At 38.2% G+C, this 20,701-nt stretch carries 25 protein-coding genes; all 25 read right to left on the minus strand.

Annotated features, from left to right (window positions below):
• Positions 1–29: 29 nt before the first annotated feature.
• A complete protein-coding gene (locus GL2_RS01970) occupies positions 30–740 on the minus strand; it encodes a sigma-70 family RNA polymerase sigma factor (protein ID WP_143729050.1) in 711 nt (236 codons plus the stop codon).
• An 11-nt stretch (positions 741–751) separates the two neighbouring features.
• Positions 752–1,513, minus strand: a complete 762-nt coding sequence (gene fliP / locus GL2_RS01975; RefSeq protein ID WP_197736510.1) for a flagellar type III secretion system pore protein FliP — start codon at positions 1,511–1,513, stop codon at positions 752–754.
• Complete coding sequence (locus GL2_RS01980) at positions 1,503–1,922, minus strand: hypothetical protein (RefSeq protein ID WP_143729052.1); 420 nt, start codon at positions 1,920–1,922, stop codon at positions 1,503–1,505. Before GL2_RS01980 ends, fliP begins: the two co-directional genes overlap by 11 nt.
• Positions 1,919–2,230 (minus strand): FliM/FliN family flagellar motor C-terminal domain-containing protein, encoded by a 312-nt coding sequence (locus GL2_RS01985; RefSeq protein WP_143729053.1) that lies wholly within the window; start codon positions 2,228–2,230, stop codon positions 1,919–1,921. The genes GL2_RS01980 and GL2_RS01985 overlap by 4 nt, the downstream gene beginning before the upstream one ends.
• 18 nt (positions 2,231–2,248) lie before the next feature.
• The gene (locus GL2_RS01990) at positions 2,249–2,968 is read right to left on the minus strand and encodes a FliM/FliN family flagellar motor switch protein (protein ID WP_172621026.1); all 720 of its coding nucleotides are present in this window, start codon (positions 2,966–2,968) and stop codon (positions 2,249–2,251) included.
• A 33-nt stretch (positions 2,969–3,001) separates the two neighbouring features.
• Positions 3,002–4,183, minus strand: a complete 1,182-nt coding sequence (locus GL2_RS01995; RefSeq protein ID WP_172621027.1) for a flagellar hook-basal body complex protein — start codon at positions 4,181–4,183, stop codon at positions 3,002–3,004.
• Between the two features lie 5 nt (positions 4,184–4,188).
• Positions 4,189–4,599 carry a flagellar hook capping FlgD N-terminal domain-containing protein gene (locus GL2_RS02000; protein ID WP_143729056.1) on the minus strand — a complete coding sequence of 137 codons (411 nt, stop codon included), beginning with the start codon at positions 4,597–4,599 and terminating at the stop codon, positions 4,189–4,191.
• A 2-nt stretch (positions 4,600–4,601) separates the two neighbouring features.
• Positions 4,602–5,225 (minus strand): hypothetical protein, encoded by a 624-nt coding sequence (locus GL2_RS02005; RefSeq protein ID WP_143729057.1) that lies wholly within the window; start codon positions 5,223–5,225, stop codon positions 4,602–4,604.
• Position 5,226: 1 nt separating this feature from the next.
• Entirely contained in the window at positions 5,227–5,682 is a 456-nt protein-coding gene (locus GL2_RS02010; protein ID WP_143729058.1) for a hypothetical protein, read from the minus strand.
• Between the two features lie 38 nt (positions 5,683–5,720).
• Positions 5,721–7,052 carry a FliI/YscN family ATPase gene (locus GL2_RS02015; RefSeq protein WP_143729059.1) on the minus strand — a complete coding sequence of 444 codons (1,332 nt, stop codon included), beginning with the start codon at positions 7,050–7,052 and terminating at the stop codon, positions 5,721–5,723.
• A complete protein-coding gene (locus tag GL2_RS02020) occupies positions 7,053–7,847 on the minus strand; it encodes a FliH/SctL family protein (RefSeq protein ID WP_143729060.1) in 795 nt (264 codons plus the stop codon). It lies immediately after the preceding gene.
• A gap of 351 nt (positions 7,848–8,198) precedes the next feature.
• Positions 8,199–9,623: a flagellar basal-body MS-ring/collar protein FliF gene (gene fliF / locus GL2_RS02025; protein ID WP_143729061.1), complete on the minus strand. Its 1,425-nt coding sequence runs from the start codon at positions 9,621–9,623 to the stop codon at positions 8,199–8,201.
• A gap of 13 nt (positions 9,624–9,636) precedes the next feature.
• Positions 9,637–9,930 (minus strand): flagellar hook-basal body complex protein FliE, encoded by a 294-nt coding sequence (gene fliE / locus GL2_RS02030; protein ID WP_143729062.1) that lies wholly within the window; start codon positions 9,928–9,930, stop codon positions 9,637–9,639.
• Positions 9,930–10,328, minus strand: a complete 399-nt coding sequence (gene flgC / locus GL2_RS02035; protein ID WP_143729063.1) for a flagellar basal body rod protein FlgC — start codon at positions 10,326–10,328, stop codon at positions 9,930–9,932. The genes fliE and flgC overlap by 1 nt, the downstream gene beginning before the upstream one ends.
• A gap of 2 nt (positions 10,329–10,330) precedes the next feature.
• Positions 10,331–10,705, minus strand: coding sequence for a flagellar basal body protein (locus GL2_RS02040; RefSeq protein WP_172621028.1), 375 nt, complete (start codon positions 10,703–10,705; stop codon positions 10,331–10,333).
• 15 nt (positions 10,706–10,720) lie between these two features.
• Complete coding sequence (locus tag GL2_RS02045) at positions 10,721–11,872, minus strand: flagellar basal body P-ring protein FlgI (protein ID WP_143729065.1); 1,152 nt, start codon at positions 11,870–11,872, stop codon at positions 10,721–10,723.
• A 10-nt stretch (positions 11,873–11,882) separates the two neighbouring features.
• A complete protein-coding gene (locus GL2_RS02050; RefSeq protein ID WP_143729066.1) occupies positions 11,883–12,551 on the minus strand; it encodes a flagellar basal body L-ring protein FlgH in 669 nt (222 codons plus the stop codon).
• Positions 12,548–13,495: a flagellar basal body P-ring formation chaperone FlgA gene (flgA, locus tag GL2_RS02055; RefSeq protein WP_143729067.1), complete on the minus strand. Its 948-nt coding sequence runs from the start codon at positions 13,493–13,495 to the stop codon at positions 12,548–12,550. Before flgA ends, GL2_RS02050 begins: the two co-directional genes overlap by 4 nt.
• A gap of 8 nt (positions 13,496–13,503) precedes the next feature.
• Positions 13,504–14,268, minus strand: coding sequence for a flagellar hook-basal body protein (locus GL2_RS02060; protein ID WP_143729068.1), 765 nt, complete (start codon positions 14,266–14,268; stop codon positions 13,504–13,506).
• A 32-nt stretch (positions 14,269–14,300) separates the two neighbouring features.
• Positions 14,301–15,017, minus strand: a complete 717-nt coding sequence (locus tag GL2_RS02065) for a flagellar hook-basal body protein (protein ID WP_143729069.1) — start codon at positions 15,015–15,017, stop codon at positions 14,301–14,303.
• On the minus strand, positions 15,017–17,092 hold the full coding sequence (locus tag GL2_RS02070) for a flagellar biosynthesis protein FlhA (protein ID WP_197736511.1): 2,076 nt from the start codon (positions 17,090–17,092) through the stop codon (positions 15,017–15,019). The genes GL2_RS02065 and GL2_RS02070 overlap by 1 nt, the downstream gene beginning before the upstream one ends.
• Positions 17,085–18,194, minus strand: coding sequence for a flagellar biosynthesis protein FlhB (flhB, locus tag GL2_RS02075; protein ID WP_143729071.1), 1,110 nt, complete (start codon positions 18,192–18,194; stop codon positions 17,085–17,087). The genes GL2_RS02070 and flhB overlap by 8 nt, the downstream gene beginning before the upstream one ends.
• Positions 18,194–18,958 carry a flagellar biosynthetic protein FliR gene (locus GL2_RS02080; RefSeq protein WP_143729072.1) on the minus strand — a complete coding sequence of 255 codons (765 nt, stop codon included), beginning with the start codon at positions 18,956–18,958 and terminating at the stop codon, positions 18,194–18,196. Before GL2_RS02080 ends, flhB begins: the two co-directional genes overlap by 1 nt.
• Positions 18,958–19,224: a flagellar biosynthesis protein FliQ gene (fliQ, locus tag GL2_RS02085; RefSeq protein WP_143729073.1), complete on the minus strand. Its 267-nt coding sequence runs from the start codon at positions 19,222–19,224 to the stop codon at positions 18,958–18,960. The genes GL2_RS02080 and fliQ overlap by 1 nt, the downstream gene beginning before the upstream one ends.
• 46 nt (positions 19,225–19,270) lie before the next feature.
• Positions 19,271–20,413: a tetratricopeptide repeat protein gene (locus tag GL2_RS02090; protein ID WP_143729074.1), complete on the minus strand. Its 1,143-nt coding sequence runs from the start codon at positions 20,411–20,413 to the stop codon at positions 19,271–19,273.
• Between the last annotated feature and the right edge of the window lie 288 nt (positions 20,414–20,701).

Here is a 20,701-nt window from a genome sequence, read left to right on the forward strand (position 1 = left end):
ACTTAAAACTAAACCACATCCCATGTTAACTAACACTCAAAATCAAGCCTGCTATTGATTGACTTCCGTAATAATTGTATAGCTTCGCTATGAAGCTGGGCAGATCTAGTTTTACTAAGATTCAAAGCCCTACCAATTTCAGAAAAACTAGCCTCCTCAAAATATCGCATTCTTATAACATCCTGATGAATATTCGACATTCTCGCTACTTTATTCATAATTTCTGACAAAAAAGAGCTATACTCTGGGGATGTATACGGAGATTCGTTACTACCAATCTCGTCAACGTAATCATATGCGTCAAGCACATATGAATAACCCAAGTTCAAAGTTATAGATATTAATGTTTGAAATAAATTACTTTCAAAATTTTCATCTGAAAAATTTACTTCTTGCTGTATTTGTTTCCTTGCATTAACACAGGCATAATAGCTCGCCCTTTCTGAATAACTTTCAAGACCATTTGCAATACTACCTCTAATACGAAACGCTGCATATGTCTTAAAGTTTACTTTCTTTGTTCTATCATATCTATCTATCGCTTCAATCAGCCCAACATCGGCCAATTGATATAAATCATTAATATCTACACCTGTAAATTTTCTGCGGGAATATATACGCTTTGCAATATAGTAACCATAATCCTTATAGTACTCATAAAGCCATGTGCGAGCATTACTCATGCCGGAACGACTGAGGGTATCCCACATTTCAGTTAATACATTGTCCTCAATAGACATTGAAAAGCATACTATGTAAAACTACCAACCAATGAATATGCTAAAAGTGACCAGCCCTCAATTAATACAAATACAAGAACTTTTATAGGAAGGGAAATAGTAGTTGGGGGTAACATAATCATACCCATCGACATTAAAACGCTAGCTACAATTAAGTCAATCATTAAAAAAGGAAGAAATATAACAAATCCAATAATAAATGCAGACTGGAGTTCACTGAGCAAAAAAGCCGGCACTAAAATAGATAAATCTAGATCTTGTGGTTCATAAGATATATCACTATCGGACAACTCTGAAATAAGCACTATATCTTTTTCACGTGTTTGGCTTATCATAAAGTCCTTAATTGGGGCTTTAGCCAAATCAACAGCAGAACTTAAAGAAACTTGCTTCTTTAAGTAAGGATCGATAGCGACATCGTTAATTTTCTCAAAAACTGGCAGCATTACGTAGATAGTTAAAATTAGAGCAAAACTAATTAAAACACTATTAGGTGGAGTGCTAGGCATAGCAAGTGCTTGCCTTAGCATTGACAACACAATTACTATTCGTGTAAAAGCTGTCAACATGATTAGAATTGCCGGAGCGACACTTAGTAGAGTTAGCAGCAACAATATTTGTAATGGTGCAGCTAGATCTCCCTCGTCCCCTCCCGCATTAACTGAGAACTGAATTTTATCGCCGGCCAAACTTATTGACTCAGATTGAGCGAAAGATTCAAGAGATAAAAAGTAGAGAATAAGTATTGCAAAAACAGAAAATTTACGCAGCACGATCAACTTCCAAAACATCTTGTCCAGACAGTAACGTTATATCTACTCCGCCTGGCTGCTGTATTAGCAGTGCTTTATTACCATCTACAACCAGAAGGTAAGCCACCAACTTATTGTCAAGAACAGCTTTCTCAATTACCCTTATGTTTTTTGAACCTAATGAGATCTGCCGCCTCTTAATATCGTAAATTTTCAAAAACACAAAAAATCCAGCTAATAAAATAATAGCAACAAAATAATTATTAGGTAACAAGTCTACATATGAAAAATCCTCTTTAAAGAGAGCTGAATCTTGAGAATTTACAACCTGACTAGAACTAAAGCTAGCTTGTTCATCTGAAGAAACACCAATCGATAGAGACATCAGAAGAAAAAATAATATAAATTGACGGCAATTACGAGACATCAAACTCTAAAGACCTCTTCAATCTTTACTCCATAACAGCCATCAACTACAACTAGCAGTCCCTTCGCAAAAATTTGATCCCCAATTTTAAGATCTACATATTGCTCAGAAGGAGCGTCCAACTTGACTATATTCCCTATAGAAAGTGAGGTTAACTCCTCTAAAGCGATACTCGTATGACCAAATTCAACCTTTATTTCGACCTCAATCCCTTTAAGAAATTTTGGGTTTATCCTGTCAAATAACTTACTTCCATCACTCTCATTAAACTCAGATAACTCCAACATATCTATTTCACGACTCTCAGACATAAAATACCCCCTAACCTACTAGGCCTCACTCAGACCACTAATCAATACAGACCTGCAAGAATTTCTCTCACAAATATAGCCCCGTATGTACAATTGATTGTTACTTGAAATCAAGTTTACTTCCTCGTTAATCTTCACATCAGTTTTGACGACATCTCCAACTTCCAAATCTTTTAGCTGTTGCAAACCCAATCGAATCATGCCTACGCCAGCAGAAAACTCCAACTCTAAACCCTTAAATAAGGATGAAAAACTACCAAAGCTTGAATTGTTAGGGAAAAACTCTCTCGGATTTCCTGTTAATTTCTTAACTACATCTTCAGCCAAGTAGCACCTAAATAAAAACTCTTTATGGAGAACAATATCGACTGCGATCCACCCAGAGCCATAACTATGTAAGTTCTTAGGCAATTTGCTTTCTAACGTATTTACCTCTTGAACCCCAGGAAAATTAGAGGAAAAGTCGGATAAAAAATCATGTAATACTCTTGAGGTTATAGCATGCTCTAGATCCTCGCTAACAACTGATGTTTTAACGATTTCTTTGAGCAAGGTTAACTTATTTTCAACAGGAAAACAGATAAATAAACCATCTGAAACATAACTGGCATAATCATTTAAGATTTCAAGCTCAAATGCGTTTTTTGCCACAAACTCAACAGAGCTATGCCCAAACCACTTTTCAGAATGACTTAAAATGTTAGAATTTAGCGTCTCAAAAAGTTCTTTCTCTTCCATATGAGAAAAAACATAGAAATTGCTACAATTCATTTATCCACCCTTTGAGCTATTATATAATTCTTCAATCATTTGATTAGAAACAGTAAGGACTTGCGAACAGGCTTGATAACCTCGCTGGATAATTATAATTTCAGAAAATTCATCTGTAACATCTACATTAGAGCGTTCTAATGAAGATGACCTAATACTTCCAACAATAGACTCATCTGCAGTTGCTATTACATCCGGTGAGCTTTCAGCTTTGAAAAGACTATTTGATAAAACCTCGAGGGAACTAAGGTCTATAAAATTAGCAAGTGCAATTGTAAACGGTTCCTCAACTACACCATTGGAGTAGGTTAGAACTAAGTCTCCATTCAAATTAAATTCCGTACTTTGCAAGACTCCTTCCCCTCGCCCATCGACACTCAGCGCAGATAAATTGGCAGTTTGAGATGGAAAACTTGTTAGACCATCAAATTCCCCTGGTTCGCCAATTTTAAACGTAATGTCATGAGTGAGGTTATCCGATAGCTCCAATTGTACCAAAAGCTCATTAGCCCCCGCAATCGGCGACCCGGCAGAAGTGAACCCTAACAGACCACTACCCACTAAGTTGTTATTACTATCATGAACTTCTGCAGTCCAATCGCCAGAAGCCTCTTTCCTATATTTGAGAGTTAGCGAGTGTAATGTTCCAACAGAGTCATAAACATCGACCGTAATGGGCGGGTCACTACTAAGTGGGAATTCAGTATCTGACGCAGAAAGTGAACTTAAATTTCCTGATAAGTTTACTTCTGTAGTGGGTGAAAAAGTTGATGACTGCCACTCCGACGTAGTAATTTCCTGCAATTCGCCACTTTCGGATAACCCCAAAATTGCCCCACCAGTGGTAGTATCTACAAGCAGATCATCAACAAATGTAAATTGCCCCGCACGTGTATATAGAAATTCACCTTCGTTTTCTATAATAAAAAAGCCATCGCCCTCTATAGCCAAATCAGTATTTTGACCTGTACTAAAAATATCCCCCTGGCTGAAATGAGTTTTTGTGCCGGAAAATCGTACACCGTCACCAAGTCCATTATCATTTAACTCCCTAAAAAAACTGTCTTGCTTTTTAAAACCGGGAGAATTCATATTGGCAACATTATGGCTCAGGTTATCTAACTTTCTGGTAAATGCTTTAAACCCAGATAAACTATTACCTACAACACTAAGTAACGACATGTACATTACTCCCTAATAATTCGAACTTCAGCAGGAGATAAATCTGCGATAACTTCATTAGCCGATGTAGTCAGAGTAAGCAAGGGTAAACCATCAGAAAATCTAATTGAAGAGACACTCCCAATAATTGCACCGCTACTACCATTTACTTCTACAGTTTTACCAAGTAGACCTAGAGATTGACTGACAGCGCTGACTTCTAATAAGTCTGAAATATTGTCTTGTGACGACTTAGCAATTTCAAGATTGGAGAATTCAGCCAACTGTGTAAGGAATTCACGGTTATCAACAGGGTCCAACGGGTCCTGATAGTTAAGCTGGGTTATAAAGATGCGCATAAATTCATCTAAATTAACGGTACTCTGTTCATTTAAGGGTTGCTCCCCTGCAACTCTGCCAACAGCATCAATAGACATATTTAATACTCCACTCCTTTAACAACAGAACCATTAATAACCAACCTATTTATCATCAACTTCAATTTTTTTGAAGATTGAAACACTGCATGTGTTATTTCATCTACATTTCCATGATAATCACGAATACGTATTTCAACCCCACCGCTTCCAGTCACAAGCTGTACTTTAGTTCTCTCTGGTAAACTGTTTGCTATCGCACGAGTCAAATTTTTCTCCGCCGATACAGATTTATAGTAACCCTGCGTATTTATAGTGGCCCCCTGAGTATTTAAACTCGAGGATCCAGATTTCAATTTCTCCACAGGGCTTTCGATACTCCTCACCTGATCGTGTATTTTTTGACCTGTCACCTGATAGTTTCCTATCGCAATATGCCTATGAATTTCATTAAGGTTCCCGAGAGTTTTAGATATCACTTCTCTTGAACTGAGGATTTCACCACGTCTAAGCTCACTCGGTAGAGTGTTAGTTTTAACTTCTGTAAAGTTTGAGTGTGAATCAGACGCATTTATAAGGGCTTTTTCCCACTCTTTAATCCTTAGATTCTTTTCTCGATTATCAAGTTCAGCACTCTCCTTAGGAATAGTTACAGACGAAAATTTTTTTATGCTCGTTGGGTTCATTTTAGCATGATCCCGTCTTATTTATTGTGCTCATTAAATAAAGGTCACTAAAATACAAATCTTCATATATGGAATAGTAACGAGCACGCTTTTTATTAGAGTAAACAATCTTTGTATCAATTTCGTTAATTCTAGCTTGAACGGATATGTATTCGCTATTTATTTCTGCGATAGAACTTTCAATATCATCAATTTTACCCTTAAGCTCGTCTATATTTCGGCTCTCACTTTCCAGATAGTATTCTTGAGCGCTGATAAGGTTAAAATCTAGAATTTTAGATTGATATTTATAGTCAATATATTCTTCAGTATCGTACAATCTTGTTAAGGCTCTAGCCTTCTGAAAATTAAAATCATCAAGCTGCCTTTTCATTTCAGCAATAACGCCAGCCAGTTCATCTTTATCATTAGTTAACTTCTGCTTATAAGTGATAAGCGCTTGGATTTTGCAGTCCATTTTCCTTAGCTTAGATATCATATTTTATCTTTATAAAATCAACTCGACACCCTTTGGCTAGCGGAACTTATAATATCACTCAGCTCATCCATTACAGTATTTCTATCTAATGACTTACCGGTATAAAATAAATCATTAATTCTTCCTTCAATATATATAGCTTTATCCAATTCAACATTTTCACCTTCCTTGTATGCTCCGATATCTATCATTGACTTAGACTCATGGAATAATGAATGATATTTATAGATCAGCATGAGAATTGACTTTTCAGCATCATTGATTAGCGCCCCCTTAGCTCTGCTAACACTTTCCTGTATGTTGACTGCAGGGTATTTACCTTGAGCGGCTATATCTCGGTCTAAAACTATATGGCCGTCTAGGATCCCTCGCATATAGTCGGCTACGGGATCACTCATGTCATCACCTTCAACTAACACCGTATAATAGGCGGTGATAGTGCCTCTAGTCTTAAAAGCACCAGATTTTTCAATGAGGTTTGGTAAAATAGAATAACAGGAAGGCGTATAGCCTTTAACTGAAGGCGGTTCCCCCCTGGCTAAACCAATTTCTCTTTGGGCCATTGCTAATCTCGTTATTGAGTCAATGGTCAGCAAGACATCCTTACCTTGATAACTAAAATACTCTGCTATTTTGGCTGCAGTGTGCGCCGCATATACACGACACAAAGGTGGCTGTTCGGCTGAGGCGACGATTACTACGGACTTTGACAGACCTTCCTTTCCCAAAATACATTCTATAAACTCTGTTACTTCGCGACCTCGTTCGCCAATTAATGCAATTACATTTACTTCGGTATCACTAGCACTAAGCAACTGATTAATTAAAGTTGTTTTTCCTACGCCACTTCCAGAAAATATACCCACCCTTTGCCCTTCACCCAGGGTAAGTAATCCGTCAATTATCGGGATTCCAGTATTAGCAATTGTGTCAATTCTCTTCCTTTCAAAAGGGTTAATTGGGCCGGGAGTTTTCCATGCCCCGTTACCAATTGAAGAGATATCACCAAGAGAGTCTAAAGGTTCTCCTAATGCATCGATTACTCTACCAATCAGTCGATCGCTAAATATATTTTTTGTATTATTATTTATTCTTTCTACCCGGTCTCCAGGCATTAATCCTGTCATTGTATCGAAGGGCATAAGAATTATATTATCTTTATCAAAGCCGACAACTTCAGACCGAATTTTTTCAGCTTTATTTTTTTTATAAATATAGCATAGGTCGCCAATACGAGCGGCAACACCTGTAGCAGATACATAGGTTCCATGAAAACTAACTAACTTGCCAAATTTACCTATGGTGTTGGTAGTTTTAATGCTCTCTACAAGACTAGCCGTAGTGTTCATTTATTTAGATTGCTCACAATTAAATTCTTGTGACAGAGACTTTTTAATTGCCATTAATTGCCTTTCAAGACCACCATCCAGAACGCCAACATCATATTCAATTAATAGATCACTCAACCGCAGATCATCATCCGGAATTAGGCTAATCTCACAATTAAACGTATGCTCTATTTCACTACGTATACTTCGAATTCGATCAATGTCAAGTGGTGAAGCTTTTATAGTTATTTTTTTCTCATTAGGCAGCGCCTCAATTACATTTGATATAAATGCTCTTAAACCACTTTGTTTTGCATATTCAACCCCTAAAATTTTGCAAGAAACTTCTAGGGCAAGTAATGAAACGATCTCTGTGACTTTTGACCATTGGGATTGGGAGAGTTCGCCCAGCAACTCCAAGTTCTTCTCAAACTCTTCTGATTTTTTAGCGACTTCATTAGTGAAATGCTGCTTGTATTCATCCTCCGCTTGTTTCCAACCGTCTGCATAACCTTGCTTTAATTTGGATTCAATATCTCTTGCATATTCGTTCTTTGTTAAATCGTAGGTTTTCTCTAAGTCAAGCAAGTTACTTCGTAAATCTTCAAGCTCTGATTTTTGCCTACTAATAAGCTCTTGTAATGTCAAAATCTCTTGCTTAAGGGATTTTGTGAGCTTTTTCTCATGTTCAAATTGCGCCTCAATATTTTCATCCTTTGCTTCAGTGTCTGCCGTTACAACAGGATTAGCGTCGGGCGTATAAAATTCTATCTTATGGGTTCCACCTATCTTAGGGCGACGAATTATATCAGACATTAAAATTTACCTGTCATATATTCTACCGACCTGGTGCTAATCAAATCAGATACGTATGGTGTAACGTCACCCTTCAAGCATATTTTCTGCTTCCCTCCAGTTCCCACTAAGGAAACATACTTTGGAAGAATTCGATCTTGCTGGCAACCTATATCATTAACTTCAGTTATGCTCTCGTCAGCTATCAGGTTATTCACTTCACTGTACTTCAGTGATTTAACACCTGATTTCTTCAGGTCTCTTAGTGCTTTATCTAAAAGTAACTTACAATCACCGCTTAACCTAGAACGTATCCAGATACGGTCTAGAAAGGATAATGATTTATACCTAACAGCAGCCAACTTCGCAGGTTTATTTAACATCAGCATGTCTCGAGCTTGAGCTTTCGTTGAGCCATGTTCTCATATCATCTAAAACTTCCAGGCGCTCAGCTGAATTCAATCTTCCTCGACCAAAAATAAAAAACAAAATCGCCAAAATAAATAAAGAAATACCAACATACACGTATATTTTTATAGATGAGAACTTAGTGACATCGTATTCCTGATAAGGAGAGTCTCTCAAGAGAACCTTTACTGGCTCCTTTAATGTTTCACCTACCATCTCTTGGGTTGCATTCGACACAGAATTAGATTTTACTGTTTTTTCTAAAGTAATAAATTCAATTGATATTTGATCCCCAGCTTCTTCATTGAGACCGACAGCATTAGCAACCAAATCTCGCAGCTTCGGCAATTGCCCCTCGCCCAGCTCACTTGTTAATAATATTGATACGCCTTTTCTTATGATCCGCCCCGGGCTAACTTGCTTCTTTACTAACTCACTGGAATATTGATAATTATTTTCAATACTTTCAGATAGAATGTCATTTTCGCTACTTTTCCCCTTAGAGTTAGACCTTTTTGATGTGCTGCCTTCTCTATACTCCCTACTAACCTTATTACTCACCAAAACTCCGGAATCAGAATTCATAAGCGGAAGCGAATTTTGCTGGGTACTTTCAGACTTTGAATAATCGATAGTTAAATCAACACTTACAACTGCATTTTTTTGATCCACAACTTTAAAAAGAATTTCGTTTACCTTTGCAATGTAATACTCTTCGAGCTCTCTTTTAAATTCTACTTTTTGTAGAGCATCACCAAGAAGTAATTCAGAACTGGATAAGAGGTTTCCCTTAGAGTCCATAATAGTTACTTTACTAGGCATTAGCTTAGGCACAGAAGCGGCGACAAGATTTTGAATCCCAACTATCTTATCCTGTCTAAGAGAATTTTTATTTTTAACAGTCAAAACTACAGAAGCTTTAGCCTCTTCTTGACTTCTTTTGAAAATAGAATTATCCGGAATTACAAGGTGGACTCTTACGCTACGCACCACATCTAAAGTTTTAATTGACTTTTCAATCTCTCCCTGGAGAGCTCTCTGATAATAAATTTTTTGGGAAAACTCAGTTAAGCCATACGAAGTATCATCAAAGATTTCAAAACCAACATTTTTTATATCAAGCAGCCCATTTTCGGCTAAAAGCATTCGAGCAACTGGAATTTGCTCATCAGGGACTGAAATCGCTCCATTTTGTTCATCTATTTCAAAGGAGACATTATTATCTACTAACGTTCTAGTTACACTACTAAGCTCACCTTTTTGTAGATCGCTTACCAATATTTCACTACCAGTTTTAATTAAGAGGAATAGCACAACAGCTAAAATACTCGAAAGAACAAAAAGACCCGCGAATATTTTCTTTTGATGTAATTTAAAATCTATGTGCATAACAACTATTCCACTATACCTGCATCTTCATAATTTCCTGATAACCCTCAAGTAACTTATTTCGAACCTGAGTTACCAATTCAAAGCTCAACTTGGCCTTGTTGATTGCTGACATTACCTGATGGACATCATCCAGGTTGCCTACTGTAAGCGTTAACGCCTGCTCTTCAGCAACGCGATATTGTTCACTGACATGCTGCAATTCTGACGAAACAACTTGGTATAAATTATTATTTCTTACCTCTGAACTTGATGGCAGCTCAATCTTTTTAAACTCTCCAATTGGATTAATTGCATCAATACTCATTACTTAGCACTCATATCAATTGTCCATTGAATGATCTTTTTGGAAGCTTCTAAGGCCTGTATGTTCGCTTGATATGCGCGCACAGCTGTCATTAAACTAACCATTTCCTCGACGCTATCAACTGCTGGTTTTAAGATATATCCATCTTCATTAGCATAGGGATGAGAAGGATCATAAATACGTTTGGGTTCAACATTTCTTTCGGAAACAGTTATTCCATCAATGCCATTTACATCCATCTGCCCATTAGTACTGGCTACCACATCCCGAGGCTTATAAACATCCATGGTATTGCTAAATGTCTTGGTACTATTAGCAATATTCATCGCTACGGTATCAACCGTTAGGCGTTGATACTCTAAGCCATCTAAACTTATTGCAAAACTATCAGTTATCATTACTAACCTCCTTTAACTGCAGTCTTTAATATTTCAGATAATTTTGTTTTTGCGACAGATAGAGACTGGAATTGCAAAGTGTTATTGGCTAGTTTAACCATTTCTTGATCAAGGCTGACACTATGGTAAGTAGGGTGAATGCTAACTTCTTCAGCGGGCTTCCACGAAGAAGAAATTTTCTCTAAGTCAGCAAAGTCATTCTCACTCAGGGCCTGTCTTATTTTTTCATACGACCGGCCAAACTCTGTAGTAAGCGGCCTATAGCCCTCCGTATCTATATTTGCAATGTTATTTGCAATAAGGCGATTCTCAACAGCTGTTCGATCAAGAGACTTATTGAGTAAACTTCCAGTAATACTATCAATCAGTTCAATCATGTCGTAATTCTTCATTTATTTAATTATGAGTCTTGCATGTAATGCGCCAGCAGATTTTATTGCCTGTAAGATAGCAATCATATCTCTTGTGCTAACGTGTATCTGTTTTAGAGCACGAACAAGATCATTTACAGTGCTTCCTGATGGTAGCGATACTGATGCTAGTGATTGCTCTTTAACACTGATATTAGTATCCGGTACAACAACAGTAGAAATTCCTTGGCCACTTTCATCTGTTAGACTTGACTTATTTAGGCCAATAGAAAATATATTTGGTTGCGACACAGCATAATCTGTAGATATGCTTAGTTCCAAGTTACCATGAGATATTGAAACGGCATCAATTCTTACGGAGCCTCCCGAAACTACGGTACCTGTTCGCTCATTAATAATGATTTTAGCGATACTGTCCGGCGTTATGGATATATTCTCTAAGTCAGCGATCAAATCAATTAAATCAGTATTGGTGGGCACATCGACAATTATTTTACCTGCATGCTCAGTGGTAATATTTAGCGAGGGGAAAGTATTTTTAATGGCTTTTTTAACTCTTGCAGCAGTTGTAAAGTCAGGTTCGGACAAAACCACACTAAGCTGACCTTCTTCTAGCAACTTCGTGTTTACAGCTTTCTCAACTGTTGCACCATTTGTAATTACACCTACTGTTGGGTGGTTTTTTTGAATAACATTTCCATTTAATCCGTATGAATACCCTCCAACGGAAATTGGTCCTTGTGCCAATGCATATATAACTCCATTGGCTGCCGTTAATGGAGTCATTAATAATGTACCCCCGATTAGGCTTCGTGCATCGCCAACTGATGCAATATTAATATCAATTTTATCACCAGGCTGGTAAAAAGCAGGGAGGTTTGCTGTAACAATAACAGCTGCTACATTACGGCTGCTAATTTCTTGCTCATCAACTATTACATTAAATCTGGCTAGTATATTTGCTATCGATTGTATCGTAGCATCTGAACGACGCGTGTCGCCTGTACCTGCAAGACCTGCCACCAATCCATAGCCAACTAAGGCATTATCTCTAACACCTTCAACTCGAGCAAACTCTTTGAGTCGTACCGTAGCATTGACATCGCTCATAACAAAAAAAGCAATAGTCAATATCGTAAATGAATAGGAAAGTTTCCACCTGAAACTTCTCATAAGAATATCTCTACTTACCAAAACCTTCATCTTCTATATTACTATCAACTTTAACTTCTTCTATTTCGTATACATCATCATCGATTTTTCCATCTCCTGGGCAACAGATAAAACCTGCAATTTTACTCCAAATACTAACCCTATCCGGATCTTTCCCTGAATATACGATCTTTGCCTGACTGAGCCGGCTAGAAAGTACGGTATTATTATCATCTACATGGTAGGGGCTAACCCAACCTGTCACTAAAATATATTGATCTTCCCCGTTGACTAATAAATGCTGTTTTCCGTGGAGGAAAAGATTGCCGCTCGGACTTATCTCCGCTACATCTGCAGTAATAACAGCCTTAAATAAACCATCCCTATTTGTGCTACTATCGCTTGATCCGCCAACACTTAAATCTAGAGATCCCCCTCCTATTTCCTCTCTTGTCGTTGTGGATAGATGCCCAGCAGCACCAACGGAAATCGCTGCGGAACCACTTCCTCCATCATTCGCACGAGCAAGAGAGGTTTCAACAATTACAATAGTAACGGTATCTCCTATCGCTACTGCACGGTAGTCAGCTATTAGCGGGATAAATGTTTCATCACTAAAAAGTGATTCAGAGTATGCTCTATCTATCATTAAGACATTAATGAACATGATAGATAAGAGTACCTTTACAGCTTTCTTCACATTTCCCCCTGCACAAGCACCGTGTCTTTTCTTACAACCTTACCTTCGAACATATTTTCACCGTTCTCTAGCTGGACTAATATCAAATCACCTAAATCCCCATCAGATTTGGCCTTACCCTTGGCAACTATTGTTATGTTTTTAACCACTGATAAAATCACTACCGACCTTCCCATTTCTACCGATGGTATAAATTCAAAGTCATCAGTTGTTATTACCTCACTTGTATTGAGATGATTCTTGAGGCGCATCCCTTGTGGTATGGTTTCAATTGGAGTGTGCGTTAATTTAGCTATATCAGTGTATTTTTCTTTTACTATAATTCTATCCGAGTAGGTACCTTTCCTATAGGAGCTGGCAGCTTGTAGCACTGTATCGTAGTGTTCTATTTTTAACCAAAGGGGGAAGTTGTAAATAACTCTACCACTGGTTTCTAGTGATACATTCACTGCTTCTCTTGATTTTATTTTTCCCTTTGTAAATCTCTTTATAACTATCTGATCTGGCTCAGCACAAAGGTTGACTTCGGGAATGTTGTCATACGGTACTATTGATAGCTCACTGCCCGCTTCAACTTTGCTATGAAAAACTTTCTTCACTTTTAAATTGACGACATCCATATCCAGATTAAACAAAGGACAATTAACTTTAACTTTGTCTGGGCCAAAGATATTCAAATGATGTTGAGGGTATAGAGCCATAATTAGGTTCGATAAATCAGATTTATCTACCCAATATCCCCTTTCCGTCCAATCTCTTTGTAAATCACCAGGAATTATTATTTCCTTATTTTTCTCTAGCTTAGAACTTATTTCTCCAATTTCGCTCATTAAAACTGCTTTACTTTTTTGATTAATTATAGGATGCAGTTTTATTTTAATTTCCTCTGCAACAGCGAATGAAGCAGCCATAAAAATAATTACTACATATTTATACTGCTTCATTTATATGTTCAAACTCTTAACGAGTTATTGATTTTCATAATTTCATCGGCTGCACGAATAACTTGTGAACTTCCCTCATAAGCCCTTTGTGCCATAGTTAAACTTAGCATCTCTTCAACAAGATCAACATTTGAAGCTTCGATATATCCCTGTCGAACTAAACCCAAACCGTCCTCGCCTGGCTCCGAATAGTATGCTGATCCAGAATCTTCATTTGCAGCATAGAGACCACCAGTAATAACATCCAGATCTTGCTCGGCCATAAATCCTGCCAGAGATATTTGGCCAAGGGTTTCTTCACTATTATCAGATAAGCGTGCTGAAACAACTCCGGACTCAGAAATATTGATATCTATAGCATCTGGTGAAACTTGAATACGGTCAGCTAATAAATAGCCATTTTCTGTTACAAGAAAACCGTTATCATCCAATTTAAAGTTTCCTACTCTTGTATAAGCGAGTGATCCACTAGGTAATTCAACCTCAAAAAAGCCCTTTCCGGATATGGCAATATCCATCTGATCATCAGATACTTTGAGGTCACCCTGCTCATAAAATCTAGTTATTTGACTAGCCGCAGCCCCCATCCCTTGAGATTGTAACTGCCCATTTACCGAGCCTACTTTTTCGGTTTGATATATCAAACTCTCAAAATTGACTCCCTGGCGCTTGTAAGCCGGTGTATTCAAGTTTGCCATATTATTTGATATAGCATCAATTTGTGCTGCCTCTGCACGCATCCCAGTCGCGGCAATATATAGTGCATCTATCATAGGTTTTCCAAGGCTTTATTTATCAATATTTGTTAAATTCTACCGACTTTAGATACTAGCTCTTCCATCATGGTGCTATATCCCTGAAGTACTTGCTGACTTCCTTCAAAATGTCGAGTAAGCTCTACCAAACTGACCATTTCATGTAAGTGGTTTACATTGGACATTTCGAGAAATTCTTGCCTAACCGACGGTTGCTCAAGCAAAGAAACTGAGGGACTTGAATATTTTCCTTTACCTATTTCCTGCAACATATTATCCGAAGCATCAACTACAGCTATTTTAGCAATAACTTGATCTCCCTCTTGGTAAAGCTCTCCGTTATTTCTTATTTCAATTGTTCCTGGTTGGACTTGAATATCCCCATCAATTCCTTGAAGTTTTGATCCATCAAGCAGTGTGAGATATCCCTCGCTATCTACTTTTAGCTCTCCTTGTCGAGTTAACCATGTTCCTACATTATCTCGGACTTGAAAGTAACCATCACCTTCTATTGCCATATTTAGGCTTCGGCCAGTAAATTTTAAGGCTCCATTTGAATAGTCAACTCGGGAACTCGAGGCTATATTTTTATTATTACTTGCCGTGATAGCTACTTGCTTGCCGCCCAAATCTATCGACTGTACTTCTAAATCTGCAACAATACGTTTATATGCATTTGTATCAACATTTGCCAAATTATGTCCGATTGAATTAAGTTTTCTAAGATCAGACTGCATAGCATTTAAAATTGTATTAATTCCTTCCATTACGCTTCTATTGGCTCTCTTTTGTTTTTTTCATCTTGATTAGCTCTCACGATAGAAAATGAGTTTACCTGTATGTTTGTTGGTACCTCATTTAACGAGATAACTGACATATGGGGCATAAAGCGCTCTATCAACTGCCGCATATGCACTCGTAGTTTTCCGGAGCATAGTAATACTGGTTTATTTCCGGAGTTAATCATTTGCTCTGCCGATTTAGCAATACTCATTGTAAATGTTTCAATCAACCTTGGATCGGCTGCCAAGCTGCTCACCCCATCTGTATTATTAATACTTGCCGATAGATTTCTCTCTAGTCGAGGCTCTAGTGTGAGTACTTGCAATGTACCGTCTCTATCTAGTAAAGGCTCACATATTACTCGACCGAGCTGTTGGCGAACCAACTCTACAAGTATATGGACATCTTTTATTGAGCGAGATTTATCAACCAAAGACTCGGCAATAAGCTCGATATTGTTAATTGGCACTTTCTCTTTAATTAACAGCTTCAGAATTTTCTGAATATCACTTAATGATAAGTTATCAGGGATTAACTCATCATATAATCCAGGCTGAGACATCTTAACCTTTGAAAGCAGTGTTTCAGTCTCCTTTCTAGTTATCAGTTCATCTGCATGCTTTCTAATAACTTCACTGAAATGTGTAAATATCACTGTAATCGGATCTACTACCGTTAGCCCGCTTTCTTTTGCTTGACTTCGTTGTGAGTTATCGATCCATACAGCAGGTAATCCATAAGAAGGATCTTTAGTTTTTATTCCATTGACATCAATACTGCTACTTGTACTTATTCCCAAAAGCTTATTTTCGTAGCATTCAGACTTAGCCACTCTTGAACCAAATAATCTGATTTCATATGCGTTTGGCTCAAGATTTTGTGATATTGAGACCTTTAATGTTGGCACTATTACACCCATCTCTTGGGTATACTGTCCTCTAAAGCTCTTAATTTTTTCAATAAAAATTGAATCCTTGGATAGGAACTCACCCAACTCAGAACCCGATTGTATCTCTAATGGTTCGACGACAATATCGTGATACCCAGCGTTTTCGTTTCTGCTTTCTTCCGCATTTTCCGCAGCTAGTTCATCATCAGTAATTTCTGACTGATTTTTATTTAAAATGACGAATAGAGTCGGGATAAAAATAGCTAGCAATATTCCTATTGGCCAAAGAGGGATCCCAGGCAAGATAGAAAAACATGCTAATGCAATACACACCAGAACTAAACTCTTAGGATATCTACTTATTTGCTTCGAAATTTCATTACCTAAAAAGGAGTCACTAGATGCACGGGTAATAATGATTCCTGTTGCCGTAGATATAATTAACGCAGGTATTTGAGTGACAATGCCATCTCCAACTGTCATTAATGTGTAGGTATGGAGAGCATCCCCCCAGCTCATACCTATTTGGGCAATTCCTACTGTTAATCCACCAATAATATCGATAAGAATAATGATAATGCCAGCAACAGCATCACCTTTCACGAATTTACTTGCACCATCCATGGAGCCATAGAAGTTTGCCTCACGCTCGATTTCTTTTCGCCTTTTCTGAGCCTCGGTCTCATCGATAAGCCCCATGTTGAGGTCAGCATCAATACTCATTTGCTTACCAGGCATACTATCTAGAGTAAAGCGAGCAGCTACTTCTGCAACTCGTTGTGCGCCACTTGTTACGACTATAAACTGCACAACAATTAGGATGAAGAAAACAACCAGGCCTACAATGTAATTTCCTCCTACAACATATTCACCTACTGCTCCAATAACTTCACCTGCATCACCATCACTTAAAATCAATCTGGTCGCTGCGATATTTAATGCAAGCCTTAGAAGCGTGGCTATTAGTAGGATTGCCGGAAAAGTAGAAAACTCTACTGGACGATCCATATAAAAAGTTAGAAGAAGTATAAGTAGGGCTGTACTTAAATTAAACAATAGTAGGAAGTCCAACACCTCTGATGGTATTGGTGCGAATAAGACCACTAGAATTCCGATAACCCCTAAAACAAGGGCAACCTCACTCTTTGTTCCAAACATTCTCTCAAGCATTGAGTGCATCCTGGTCTTTAATATCTCTAGCTATTGGGGGCAAGCGTTTTTCTCTTAGTTCACCAAATAATTTTGCAACCGGCACGTAGCTTTCAACTGGTATGTAGTCATCTACTTTTGTTCTCTTATAGAGTGCCCGTGCCAATGGTGGCTTTTGCATTATTTTAATGTTATGTTTTCTGGCCAATTCACGAATAAGTAAAGCTGTTTTGCCTTTGCCTTTGGCTGTTACTTTAGGAGCTAGCATACTGCTTTCATGGTATTTTAAAGCAACAGATATATGAGATGGGTTTGTTACAATTACATCTGCCGACGGCACACTTCCCAGGCCCGCAGTTTTACTTCTCAACTCTTGCTGGAGTTCTTTTATTTTCTGCTTAACCTTCGGGTCTCCATCTCTACGCTTTATCTCATCTTTAACTTCTTGTTTTGTCATTCTCATTTGCTTTAAGAAGCTTTTTCTTGAAAACAAGAAATCTAACAGGGCTATAGCAGCAATTATCGGTATCAACATAGCCAACACCTCTACGAGCGCGCTAATAAATATAGATAATGCGGAACTTGGGTCATGATTCGTCAGTGCAAGCCAACTGTTTAATTTACTTTTAATATAGAAGAATAGAAACCCAATTAAGACGGCAACTTTTATTAGTGCTTTAAAAAGATCAAATAATGTCTTTAACGAAAAGATTTTTTTAAACCCATTAACGGGATTTAACTTGTCAAAACTTGGCTTTAATGGATGTCCCGAAAAGACAAACCCTGTTTGAATGATATTTCCTAATGTCGCAAATAGCGCCGCCAATAGCATAATTGGCACAATAACAAATATGGATCTTTGAATTTGAAGGCTAGCCCACTCTAAGATATTTTCGTCACTGCCACTCGCCACTTCGGAGAAGTCCAACATCCCTGATAGATTATCAAGGAGCTGGCCGGCCAGTAACTCTCCCATACCCACTATTAATATCAAAAACCCAATTAGCGTAAAGAGAGAAATTACCTCTAAACTTTTAGCGACTTGCCCCCTTTTTTTTGCTTCTTTTAGCTTAAACGGAGAAGCTGGTTCGGTTTTTTCTGAAGATGAATTGTTATTGGCCATTACGGAACTAGCATTTGCCCCCAGTAGCCAAATATTTTCTCAAAAACCGCGGTAATTGGTGATATCAAATAACTTAGAGAGGCGGTTAAAATAAACAAACCGAGAAATATTTTAAGTGGCAATCCAACAAAATACGGATTTACCTGTGGCATCGTACGAGCAAACACGGCTATAACCAAATCAACCAAAAGCAGCCCGAGCAGTATGGGGGCAGCCAAAATTGCCCCATACATAAACATCATCCCTGAAGCAATAAATGCATCTAGCAATCCATTTGGATGGATACTGCTCCCTATGGGGACTATATTCAATGTTTCTATAATGCCTTTAAGGAGTGCATGATGCCCATTCATCAAAAAGAATATGGTAGTACCAAGTAAGGTGAGTAATGTTCCTATCAGGGAGTTTTGCGTGTTTGATTGTGGATTTAGTAGTGTCGCCGCACCAAGTCCCATCTGGAAATCAATCAATCTTCCTGCAACTAAAAATACGGACATTGCAGCCATTACTACAGCAGATAGAGTGATGCCTACAACTAGCTCTTTTGCCATTATCGTAATTAGTTCATAGCTACTGCTAATTCTAATCTCACTAATTATTACAAATGGAGTTAAAACCAAGGCAATCGCAATTATTAAAAAAAATCTGATCCGAGCTGGCAGGCTGATTGCTGGTTGCAAGGGAAATGCCATAAAGATAGGCGCAATACGACACGCAATAAGTAACATGCTTACGATAAAATCAAGTCCAGCCTGGATTGACATTACATCAGCTCAACGATCCGACGAAACACTCCTTCCGTATAAAAAACAATGGTACTTAACATCCATGTACCAAAGATAAATATTATGCCGATTATGCTTAGCATTTTTGGCACAAAAGTTAGAGTCATCTCCTGTATTTGGGTTACCACTTGAAAAATACTAACAAGCATCCCGACTACCAGAGCCGTGCCCAATATGGGAGACGATACCAGTCCTGCCGTGGCTAGCATTTCTCTGACCATTTCTAGCGCAACTTCTGGTGTCATACCGGTAACTTTACAGCACAGCTAAAGATGTAACTACTATCGCTCATTAGTTATTCTTTTTTGTTTCTGTCAAAGACTGAAAGCGAGAAAGTGAATTAATTAATCGCTCGCCCTGCTCATTGACCTCACTATTCAATATTTGTGTTACGATTTCTTCAGCCTTTTCCTGCTCTCCAGAATCTGATTCCAAAAGAGCTTGCGCAAAACGACCTGCAAAGGAGTTGGCACTTAATCTATTTGCCACCTTTGCCTGGACAGCAGCACTGTTTCTTTCTCCTTTAAGAAGATTAATTATTGCCAGTGTTCCTAGTGTCTCAGAAAATCTCGGTTCTAGTTCTTTAGCGCGCAGCGCTGTTTTTTCAGCGCTTGATAAATCCCCATTACAAATATGAGCCCATGCCAAGGCATTGTAAGTACCTAAATGGGTTGGCATATTATCGACAGCTTTCTGCAGACTATTTGTGGCATGTGAAAATTCCCCTCGGAGTAGTGCCAACAAACCCTCTCCAAGCCATCCCCTACCACTCGATGGTTTTTCTGCTAAAGCAACGGCAAAGTGATTCTCTGCTACCTGTAATTCACCATCACCTAAATTCAGGATACCGATAATCACATTGGCTTCAACATTCCGGGGAGACTTGCTGAGGATTGCATCAGCCTTGGTCCGCGCTGATTCTCTATCCTCTTGATCTAGAGCTAACAGGGCTGATACTGACTCCGCTTCCAGCGCAGTTTCCTCACTTGTTTTAGCAAAGATAAGGAGCTGTTCAGCCTCTTCCATACGTCCCAGATAGTGCAGTGCCCGCGCTTTAAGTAATGCGGACCTAGGTGATAATGTTTCCAGCCCATCCAGGGTGCTCAATGCATTTTGTGGCTGCTGTAACGCTAGCTGGGCCCAAGCAATATTATATTTCACAATATCTTGGGGAACTTTAGAGCCTAGCTGAGATGTGAATTCCTCAATGGCAACGCTGTATTCACCTTTATACATGCATAACATGCCCTTCTGAAACAATAGTGATGAATCTTCAGGCCAGTGACTTAACCCTTGTTGCAAGTAATGCTCAGCTTTTTCCAATTCACCTGCTCTCAAGCAGGTTTCCACCAATTCAATGAGTAAACGTTGGTTTTCGCTGTCTACTTTAAGAAAAGAAGCAAGCTTATTGATCTTACTTTTCAAGTCTTCCATCGTTTCATTTCCTAAAAATAGCCGCTAACGACCTCCGAGCGGCGTAATGTACCACAAACTTTACAAATGCAAATAATTTTTCATTAAGCTGAAACACAAGATATCTATTGGCGACCTTTTTGCTCCACTTTACCACCACTGTGATTATTTTTTGTGCAAAACCTAAGAGTTTTATTGTTTTAAATTTGAGTAATTGGCTGTTTTACTGGTCTTTTGCTGAAGATAAATTTTGATTTACTTGTTTTTACTCTTGCTAACAGTGAAACATGTAATGTTATGTCACATATG

It is taken from the genome of Microbulbifer sp. GL-2 (assembly GCF_007183175.1).
In the GTDB taxonomy this organism is placed as follows: domain Bacteria; phylum Pseudomonadota; class Gammaproteobacteria; order Pseudomonadales; family Cellvibrionaceae; genus Microbulbifer.